At 66.9% G+C, this 8,644-nt stretch carries 10 protein-coding genes; 5 read left to right on the top strand and 5 right to left on the bottom strand.

The window, feature by feature from the left end; genetic code table 11:
* The first annotated feature begins 18 nt into the window (after positions 1–18).
* The gene (locus JHN63_RS42910; RefSeq protein WP_307782116.1) at positions 19–762 is read left to right on the top strand and encodes a hypothetical protein; all 744 of its coding nucleotides are present in this window, start codon (positions 19–21) and stop codon (positions 760–762) included.
* A 107-nt stretch (positions 763–869) separates the two neighbouring features.
* On the top strand, positions 870–1,049 hold the full coding sequence (locus tag JHN63_RS42905; protein ID WP_200690550.1) for a hypothetical protein: 180 nt from the start codon (positions 870–872) through the stop codon (positions 1,047–1,049).
* Positions 1,050–1,067: 18 nt separating this feature from the next.
* Here JHN63_RS42905 and JHN63_RS42900 read toward each other — a convergent pair whose 3' ends face one another.
* Complete coding sequence (locus JHN63_RS42900) at positions 1,068–1,433, bottom strand: metal-sensitive transcriptional regulator (protein ID WP_234478529.1); 366 nt, start codon at positions 1,431–1,433, stop codon at positions 1,068–1,070.
* 197 nt (positions 1,434–1,630) lie between these two features.
* On the opposite strand from JHN63_RS42900, the gene JHN63_RS42895 reads away from it, so the two are divergent.
* From JHN63_RS42895 to JHN63_RS42885, 3 genes are all read left to right on the top strand, one after another.
* A complete protein-coding gene (locus JHN63_RS42895) occupies positions 1,631–2,251 on the top strand; it encodes a DUF47 domain-containing protein (RefSeq protein ID WP_026151758.1) in 621 nt (206 codons plus the stop codon).
* 7 nt (positions 2,252–2,258) lie between these two features.
* Complete coding sequence (locus JHN63_RS42890) at positions 2,259–3,257, top strand: inorganic phosphate transporter (protein ID WP_200690549.1); 999 nt, start codon at positions 2,259–2,261, stop codon at positions 3,255–3,257.
* A 165-nt stretch (positions 3,258–3,422) separates the two neighbouring features.
* Entirely contained in the window at positions 3,423–3,839 is a 417-nt protein-coding gene (locus JHN63_RS42885) for a hypothetical protein (protein ID WP_200690548.1), read from the top strand.
* 123 nt (positions 3,840–3,962) lie between these two features.
* Here the strand turns inward: JHN63_RS42885 and pstB are convergent, their stop codons facing one another.
* From pstB to pstS, 4 genes are all read right to left on the bottom strand, one after another.
* The gene (pstB, locus tag JHN63_RS42880; protein ID WP_200690547.1) at positions 3,963–4,739 is read right to left on the bottom strand and encodes a phosphate ABC transporter ATP-binding protein PstB; all 777 of its coding nucleotides are present in this window, start codon (positions 4,737–4,739) and stop codon (positions 3,963–3,965) included.
* Between the two features lie 47 nt (positions 4,740–4,786).
* On the bottom strand, positions 4,787–5,848 hold the full coding sequence (pstA, locus tag JHN63_RS42875) for a phosphate ABC transporter permease PstA (protein ID WP_200690546.1): 1,062 nt from the start codon (positions 5,846–5,848) through the stop codon (positions 4,787–4,789).
* Positions 5,845–6,855 (bottom strand): phosphate ABC transporter permease subunit PstC, encoded by a 1,011-nt coding sequence (gene pstC, locus JHN63_RS42870; RefSeq protein WP_200690545.1) that lies wholly within the window; start codon positions 6,853–6,855, stop codon positions 5,845–5,847. Before pstC ends, pstA begins: the two co-directional genes overlap by 4 nt.
* A 108-nt stretch (positions 6,856–6,963) precedes the next feature.
* On the bottom strand, positions 6,964–8,094 hold the full coding sequence (pstS, locus tag JHN63_RS42865; protein WP_200690544.1) for a phosphate ABC transporter substrate-binding protein PstS: 1,131 nt from the start codon (positions 8,092–8,094) through the stop codon (positions 6,964–6,966).
* Positions 8,095–8,644: the final 550 nt, after the last annotated feature.

The raw sequence follows: 8,644 nt of genomic DNA, 5'->3' as shown, positions 1-8,644 counted from the left end.
GGCGGGGCGGGGGACGGGGTGGCGACGGCGGACGCGCGCGGGGCCGGGGACGCGGTCGCGGTGGTGCGGCGGGCGGCCGACACCCTTGTGGCGGCGGGGAGTTCACAGGCCCGTACGTCCATGGAGATGGCCACCGGCGGCACCCGTGTGACCATCCGCGGCGAGGGCGGCTACGACTTCCGCCGTCAACTGGGCCGACTCACCGTGCAGTTGCCGCAGGACCCCACCGGCGCCAGCGAGCACCGGCCGATCACCGAACTCCTCGCGCCGGGCGCCCTGTTCATGAAGAACCGGGGTGCCGGGGTGCCCGCCGACAAATGGGTGCGGGTCGACACCGGGACGCTGTCCGACGGCAACCTCGTGACCGGCGGGGCCACCGACCCGTACGCCGCGGCCGAGTTGCTGCGCGGGACGACTACGGCGACGTATCTGGGAAAGACGGAGGTGGCCGGGGCCTCCGTGCGTCACTATCAGGGGGTCGCCGATCTCTCCGTGGCCGCGCGGAGCGCTTCGGCGGGGAACGAGGCTGCGCTGAGGTCGGCGGCGAAAGGGTTCGCCACTCCCCGGGTGCCCTTCGACGTCTTCCTCGACGACCAGGGGCGCGTCCGCAAGGTCCGGCAGCGGTTCAGCTTCGTCAACGGGCAGCGCCGCAGCACGGTGGCGGTCGCCTCGACGACCTTGCTGTACGACTTCGGGGCCCCCGTGGACGTACGACTTCCGGCGTCGAAGGACATCTACGCCGGGCAGATCGCCGAGAAGTGACCTGAACCGATCGGTGTGAGTCCGGGTGAGGACTAGCCCGTCCGTGCCATGCGCGGTGTGTAGACCGCTCCCTACTCTAGGAAGTCGGTGACGGCAGAGGAGAGGTGATGCACGTGGCTCCGGTCGGCGGTACGGCAGTTCAGGACCACGTGGCCCTCGCCGAGATCGAGCTGTGCGGAGACCTGATCATCGCGGCCTCGGCCGCCGAGGACCGGCTCAGCCTGGAGAGCATCGACGAGGTGTTGAAGGTCGCCGAGGAACGGGATGCGTCCGGCGCTCCCCGTTAGCCGGGTGAGTGGTCGGGGTCAGGTACGGAGGAGGCGGGCGATCGCCTTGGTCGCCTCTTCGACCTTCGCGTCGATCTCCTCGCCGCCCTTGACCGCCGCGTCGGCGACGCAGTGCCGTAGGTGTTCCTCCAGGAGCTGCAGGGCGAAGGACTGCAGGGCCTTGGTGGAGGCGGACACCTGGGTGAGTATGTCGATGCAGTAGACGTCCTCGTCGACCATGCGCTGGAGGCCGCGGACCTGGCCCTCGATCCGGCGCAGGCGCTTGAGGTGCTCGTCCTTCTGGTGGTGGTAACCGTGCGTCACCGGTTCCTGAGCCGCTTCGAGGGCTGGTTCGACGGCCGGTTCGGAGGGCGCTGCCGTCGCGTCGGCCCCGGTGGTCGTCATCGCGTCCATTGCGTCCTCCAGACATATACCCCTAGTGGGTATATCGTAACGAACTTTGCTGGGTATAGGGCCCTTGGTACGCCCCCGTGCGGATCACTGTGCCTGATGGGCGACACTGGGGGACGGCCCATTAGCCGTGGCCGGATGATGCACTTAGCATCAGCCTGACCGAAACCGATGCATCCCGAGGACCCCTTGTGCGCTTTCGTCTGACCCCCAGGGAGACGAGCTTCTACGACATGTTCGCCGCGTCCGCGGACAACATCGTCACGGGCTCGAAACTCCTCATGGAACTGCTCGGGGCGGACACCGCCGGCCGGGCCGAGATCGCAGAGCGTATGCGGGCCGCTGAACATGCCGGTGACGATGCCACGCACGCGATCTTCCACCAGTTGAACTCCTCCTTCATCACGCCCTTCGACCGCGAGGACATCTACAACCTCGCTTCCTGCCTCGACGACATCATGGACTTCATGGAGGAGGCCGTCGACCTGGTCGTCCTCTACAACGTGGAGGAACTGCCCAAGGGTGTCGAGCAGCAGATCGAGGTACTGGCGCGGGCGGCGGAGCTGACTGCCGAGGCCATGCCCAACCTGCGCACGATGGACAACCTCACCGAGTACTGGATCGAGGTCAACCGCCTCGAGAACCAGGCCGACCAGATCCACCGCAAGCTGCTGGCCATGCTCTTCAACGGCAAGTACGAGGCCATCGAGGTGCTCAAGCTCAAGCAGATCGTGGATGTGCTGGAGGAAGCGGCGGACGCGTTCGAGCACGTGGCGAACACGGTGGAGACCATCGCCGTCAAGGAGTCCTGACCTCTCCATGGACACCTTCGCCCTGGTCGTGACCATTCTGGTCGCGCTCTTTTTCACGTACACCAACGGTTTTCACGATTCCGCGAACGCCATCGCCACGTCGGTCTCGACGCGGGCGCTGACTCCGCGCGCGGCGCTGGCGATGGCCGCGGTCATGAATCTTGCCGGTGCGTTTCTCGGTTCCGGGGTCGCCAAGACGGTGAGCGAGGGGCTGATCGAGACGCCCGAGGGGTCGAAGGGGATGGGGATCCTCTTCGCCGCGCTGATCGGTGCGATCACCTGGAACCTGATCACCTGGTACTTCGGGCTGCCGTCGTCGTCCTCGCACGCGTTGTTCGGCGGGATGGTGGGGGCCGCGCTGGCCGGCGGTACGGATGTCATCTGGCACGGGGTCGTCGACAAGGTCATCGTGCCGATGTTCGTGTCGCCGGTCGTCGGTCTGGTCGGCGGGTATCTGGTGATGACCGCGATCATGTGGATCTTCCGGCGGGCCAATCCGCACAAGGCGAAGCGGGGGTTCCGTATCGCGCAGACGGTGTCTGCGGCGGGGATGGCTCTTGGGCACGGTCTCCAGGACGCGCAGAAGACCATGGGTGTCGTGGTGATGGCCCTGGTGATTTCCGGCCACTCGACCTACGGCGATCCGATTCCGGTGTGGGTGAAGATCGTCTGTGCGTTGATGCTGTCGCTGGGGACGTACGCGGGTGGGTGGCGGATCATGCGGACGCTCGGGCGGAAGATCATCGAGTTGGATCCGCCGCAGGGGTTCGCGGCGGAGACGACGGGGGCGGCGATCATGTTCACCACGGCGTATCTCTTCAAGGCGCCGGTTTCCACGACGCATGTCATCACCTCGGCGATCATGGGTGTGGGGGCCACGAAGCGGGTGAACGCGGTGCGGTGGGGGGTCGCCAAGAACATCGTGCTGGGGTGGTTCATCACCATGCCGGCGGCTGCGGTGGTGGCGGCGTGTTCGTTCTGGGTCGTGAACCTCGCGTTCCTGTAGCCCTCCCTTCACTCCGGTCAATGGCCCGCTCCGACTTCCGGAGCGGGCCATTCCTGTGAAGGTGAAACCGCTTTCTCGAAAACCCGGTGATGGCACCGGGGCCACTGCTAACTTCTTGGGCTCAAGCGTTCGAATTGAACGCGCCGTACGAGGGTGGGGGTCCCTATGTCCAAACTTCGTCGTCACCTCATGTCCGGGGCGGGGGTGGCGTCGGCTCTCGCGGGCCTGCTCCTCTACGCGGCCTCTCCCGCGTCGGCCGCGAGGGCCTACTCCGACACCGTTGCGTCGGGCTCGTACGTCGACTCGGCCGGGTCCATGTACTTCGAGAGCTACGGCGACCACTTCGGGGTCTGCGACAACAAGGCGGACGGCGCCGGTGTCATCGGCTACTGGAAGGTCGGTGCCAGCGGCACCGAGCACTCGATCTACGACGGCAACGGCTTCGGCAACTGCGCGTACGAGGACCACAACGTCTCCGAGACCTCGACCGTGTACATACAGGTCTGTCTCCGGGACGACGGTGACGTGAAAGAGGCCACGTGCGGCGACTGGGACCATCAGTACGCCGGTAGCCCCCTCTAGGGACTGTCCGGCCGGACACACGAACGGGCCCGCCCCCGGGAGCCAGGGGCGGGCCCTTTTCGTCCTCGCGGTGGCACCGCCATGCAGCACCGCGAGGGGTTTCGGAAGAGGAGTGATCCGGGCTCAGCCGAAGCGGCCCGAGATGTAGTCCTCCGTGGCCTGGACCGACGGGTTGGAGAAGATCCGCTCCGTGTCGTCGATCTCGATGAGCTTGCCGGGCTGGCCGACCGCCGCGAGGTTGAAGAAGGCCGTACGGTCCGAGACGCGCGCCGCCTGCTGCATGTTGTGCGTCACGATGACGATCGTGAAGCGTTCCTTCAGCTCGCCGATCAGGTCCTCGATCGCGAGGGTGGAGATGGGGTCGAGGGCCGAGCAGGGCTCGTCCATCAGGAGCACCTTCGGCTCGACCGCGATCGCCCGCGCGATGCACAGGCGCTGCTGCTGACCACCCGACAGGCCCGAACCGGGCTTGTTCAGGCGGTCCTTGACCTCGTTCCAGAGGTTCGCGCCCTTGAGCGACTTCTCCACGACGTCGTTCAGCTCGCTCTTCTTGTACGAGCCGGCGAGGCGCAGGCCCGCCGCCACGTTGTCGAAGATCGACATCGTGGGGAACGGGTTCGGGCGCTGGAAGACCATGCCGATCTCGCGGCGCACGGACACCGGGTCGATGGCGTGGCCGTAGAGGTCCTCGTCGTCCAGGAGCACCTTGCCCTCGACCCGGCCGCCGGGCGTGACCTCGTGCATACGGTTGAGCGTGCGCAGGAAGGTCGACTTGCCGCAGCCGGAGGGGCCGATGAAGGCCGTCACCGTGCGGGGCTCGACCGTCATCGAGATGTCTTCGATTGCCTTGTGGGAGCCGTAGTAGGCGGTGAGCCCACTGACGTCGATTCGCTTGGCCATGACTGCTTCACTTCCAGGGGTTCAGAACGGTCGCTGAGTAGGTCGCGTCAGCGACCGGTCTTGGGGGCCTTCCAGCGGGCGATGCCGCGGGCCACCAGGTTGAGGATCATCACGAAGGCGATCAGCGTGAGGGACGCGGCCCAGGCACGGTCGTAGGCCGCGCCCTCGCCCGCGCTCTGCGCGAACTGCTGGTAGATGTACAGCGGCAGCGACGCCTGCGCTCCCGAGAACGGGTCGTTGTTGATGAACGGGTTGCCGAACACCAGCAGCAGGACGGGCGCGGTCTCACCGGCGATGCGTGCCACCGACAGCATGATGCCGGTGGTGATGCCGCCGATAGCCGTCGGGAGGACCACCTTCAGGATCGTGCGCCACTTCGGGATGCCGAGCGCGAGGGAGGCCTCGCGCAGCTCGTTCGGTACGAGTTTCAGCATCTCCTCGGTGGAGCGGACCACGACCGGCATCATCAGGATGGCCAGGGCCAGCGAACCGGCGAAGCCGAAGGGCTGCATCTCCCACATGATCATGAGGGAGAGGATGAACAGACCCGCGACGATCGACGGGATGCCCGTCATGACGTCGACGAAGAACGTGATCGCCTTGGAGAGCTTGCCCTGTCCGTACTCGACGAGGTAGATCGCGGTGAGCACACCGATCGGGGCGCCGATCAGGGTGGCGAGGCCGACCTGCTCCAGGCTGCCGATGATGGCGTGGTAGATACCGCCGCCGGGCTCGGTGTCGGCGACCACACCCATCGAGTGGGTCAGGAAGTAGATGTCGAGGACCTTCACGCCGCGCGAGATCGTCGTCCACAGGAGGGAGACGAGCGGGACGACGGCGAGGAGGAAGGCGACCCAGACCAGGCTGGTCGCGATGCGGTCCTTGGCCTGGCGGGAGCCCTCGACGCGCGACGCGATGACGTACGTACCGACGACGAAGAGGATCGCCGCGATCAGGCCCCACTGGATCTTGCTGTCCAGGCTGCCGACCAGACCGATGAGGACGGCCAGGACGATGGAGCCGCCGGCGATCGCGTACGGCGACCACTTGGGGAGCGTGGCGCCCTGGAGGGTGCTCACGGGCTTGTCGGCTACGGCTGCGTTGCTCATGCGTTGGCCCCCGAGTACTCCGCGCGGCGGGCGATGATGAGCCGGGCCGCGCCGTTGACCAGCAGGGTGATGACGAAGAGGACCAGACCGGAGGCGATGAGCGCGTCCCGGCCGTCTCCCGTCGCCTCGCTGAACTTGCTGGCGATGTTCTGGGCGAAGGTTCCGCCGCCCGGGTTGAGCAGGCTGGCGTGGATGATGAAGTCCGGGGAGAGCACGGTGGCGACGGCCATCGTCTCGCCGAGCGCGCGGCCGAGGCCGAGCATCGAGGCGGAGATCACGCCGGAGCGGCCGAAGGGGATCACCGCCATGCGGATGACCTCCCAGCGGGTGGCGCCGAGGGCGAGGGCCGCCTCCTCGATCATCTGCGGGGCCTGGCGGAAGACCTCACGGCTCACGTTGGTGATGATCGGGAGGATCATGATCGCGAGCAGGACGCCGACGGTGAGCATCGAGCGCGGGGCACCCTCGTCCCAGGAGAAGATCCCGGTCCAGCCGAAGAAGTCGTTCAGCCAGCCGAAGAGGCCGATCATGTGCGGGACCAGGATCAGGGCGCCCCACAGGCCGTACACGATGGACGGTACGGCGGCCAGCAGGTCGATCACGTAGGAGACCGGGCCGCGGAGCTTGCGCGGGGCGTAGTGCGTGGTGAAGAGGGCGATGGCGACCGCGATCGGGACCGCGATGACCATGGCGATGATCGAGGACACCACGGTGCCGAACGCCAGGACGGCGATGCCGAACTTCGGCGGGACCAGGTTGGTGTTCCACTCGAAGGTGGTGAGGAAGTTCGCGTGGTCCTTGCTGATCGCGAGCGAGGCGCGATAGGTGAGGAAGACCGCGATGGCGGCCATGATCACCAACAGCAGGATGCCCGACCCGCGGGAGAGACCGAGGAAGATCCGGTCACCGGGTCGGGTGGCGCCGCGGGCGGTGCGCTTCTGCACGGCGGCCGAGGGCTCAGGGGTGGGAGGCGGCGCCTCTTCATGGTTCTTTGTCGATATATCCATCAAATTTCTCCGGTCTGCGGGTCCACACGTGCTGTGTGCGGTCCGTGGCGGCGGTGCACCGGACGGTGCGGCCGGGCCCCTGGAGCGGGGCCCGGCCGCACACTCGGACTAGCTGATGCTCGCGATGGTGCTGCGCACCTTGGCGATGATCGTGTCGGGGATCGGCGCGTAGTCGATCGTGGAGAGGACCTTCTGGCCCTCCTCGCTGGCGATGTAGGTGAGGAACGCCTTCGTGGCGGGCAGCGTGTCGGCCTTGTTGCCCTTGTTGCAGACGATCTCGTACGTCACCAGGGTGATCGGGTACGCGCCCTCGGCCTTGGTGTTGTAGTCGAGCTGCAGCTTCAGGTCGTCACCGGTGCCGACGATCTTGGCGGCGGCGATGTCCTTGGTGGCGCTGTCGGTGCTGGGCGCGACCGCGGCCGAGGCGCCGGTGTTGATGCTGACGGCCTTGACGCCGTCACCGACGTAGGAGAGCTCGAAGTAGCCGATGGCGCCGGAGGTCTGCTTGACCCCGGCGGCCACGCCCGCGGAGCCGGCCGCCGACTGGCCGCCCTTGGCCTGCCAGGCCTTGCCGCCGTCGTACTTCCAGTTGTCCGGGGTGGTGGCGATCAGGTACTTGGTGAAGTTGTCCGTGGTGCCGGACTCGTCCGAGCGGTGGAACGCCTGGATCTTGAGGTCGGGCAGCGTGGCGGACGGGTTCAGCTTCTTGATCGCCGCGTCGTTCCACTTGGTGATCTTGCTGTCGAAGATCTTGGCGAGCGTCGGGGCGTCCAGGACCAGGTTGTCGACACCCGGGACGTTGTAGCCGAGCGCGATCGGGCCGCCGACCATCGGGAGGTCGATGCCCTGGCCGCCGGAGCAGACCTGCTTGGAGGCGGTGACCTCTTCGGGCTTCAGCGCGGAGTCGGAACCGGCGAAGGCCAGCTGACCCTGGTTGAAGGAGGTGACACCGGCGCCGGAGCCGCCACCCTTGTAGTTGATCTGGACGCCACAGGCCTGGCTGAACGCCTTGACCCACGCGTCGATCGCGTTCTTCTGCGCGGACGAGCCGTCGGCGAGCAGCTGCTGGCCCTTCTTCGCGTCACCGCAGACGGCCGAGCTGGCGTTGGCCGACGAGGAGCTGCTGCTGTTCGAAGAGCTGCCGTTGTCGTCCGAGCCGCACGCCGTGAGGGCCAGGGCGCCGGAGACGGCGAGAGCACCGAGGGTGAGGGCCCGCCGGTTCATGCGCTGAAGCTTCACTTGAAAGAGTTCCTTCCGAGAGCCGCCGTAATTAATTACGGCGGCTCTCGGAAGGAACTCTTTCAAGTGAAGCTTCAGCGCATGAACCGGCGGGCCCTCACCCTCGGTGCTCTTGAAAGAGTTCCNTCCGAGAGCCGCCGTCCTGAATTACGGCGGCGTGCGAAGACGGGGTGACACGGGTGGCGACCCCAAGGTCGCGGCTCGCATCGCTTAAGGCCGAAATTAGGCAGAACAGGTGAAGGCGCCTATGGGCATAAGTGAACGGAGGGTGAACCCCTGTGGGCGGTGCGGTTAGGTCACGGAACGCTCACGTCGAGGACACGAGCTGATTCCGGACTATGCCAGGCGCAGAGCGGTCAAAAGGGCCTCCACGAGGGTGTGTTCCCCCGGCTGGGGGAGGGGCCCGCTCCGGTCCCTGTTCGCAACGTAACGTGAGGTGAGCGGTCCGGCACCCGCGGGCCGGCGGACCCTAGCCGAGCGGGTCCACGTCCGTGCCGACCGCGATGAGGACGAGGGAGATCAGGTCCCGGTCCCGTTCGTGAGTGAGGCG

The organism is Streptomyces sp. MBT65, from assembly GCF_016612545.1.
Taxonomy (GTDB): Bacteria; Actinomycetota; Actinomycetes; order Streptomycetales; family Streptomycetaceae; genus Streptomyces.
Note: the sequence above shows the minus strand (reverse complement) of the source record. Positions and strands in the feature narration are given on the sequence as shown.

What these genes read in the sequence shown, in the direction of transcription:
- JHN63_RS42905 (WP_200690550.1), top strand. Translation starts at nt 870, where the DNA reads ATGCACGTGGCTCCGGTCGGCGGTACGGCAGTTCAGGACCACGTGGCC.
- JHN63_RS42900 (WP_234478529.1), bottom strand. Translation starts at nt 1,433, where the DNA reads ATGACGACCACCGGGGCCGACGCGACGGCAGCGCCCTCCGAACCGGCC.
- JHN63_RS42890 (WP_200690549.1), top strand. Translation starts at nt 2,259, where the DNA reads ATGGACACCTTCGCCCTGGTCGTGACCATTCTGGTCGCGCTCTTTTTC.
- JHN63_RS42885 (WP_200690548.1), top strand. Translation starts at nt 3,423, where the DNA reads ATGTCCAAACTTCGTCGTCACCTCATGTCCGGGGCGGGGGTGGCGTCG.
- pstB (WP_200690547.1), bottom strand. Translation starts at nt 4,739, where the DNA reads ATGGCCAAGCGAATCGACGTCAGTGGGCTCACCGCCTACTACGGCTCC.
- pstA (WP_200690546.1), bottom strand. Translation starts at nt 5,848, where the DNA reads ATGAGCAACGCAGCCGTAGCCGACAAGCCCGTGAGCACCCTCCAGGGC.
- pstC (WP_200690545.1), bottom strand. Translation starts at nt 6,855, where the DNA reads ATGGATATATCGACAAAGAACCATGAAGAGGCGCCGCCTCCCACCCCT.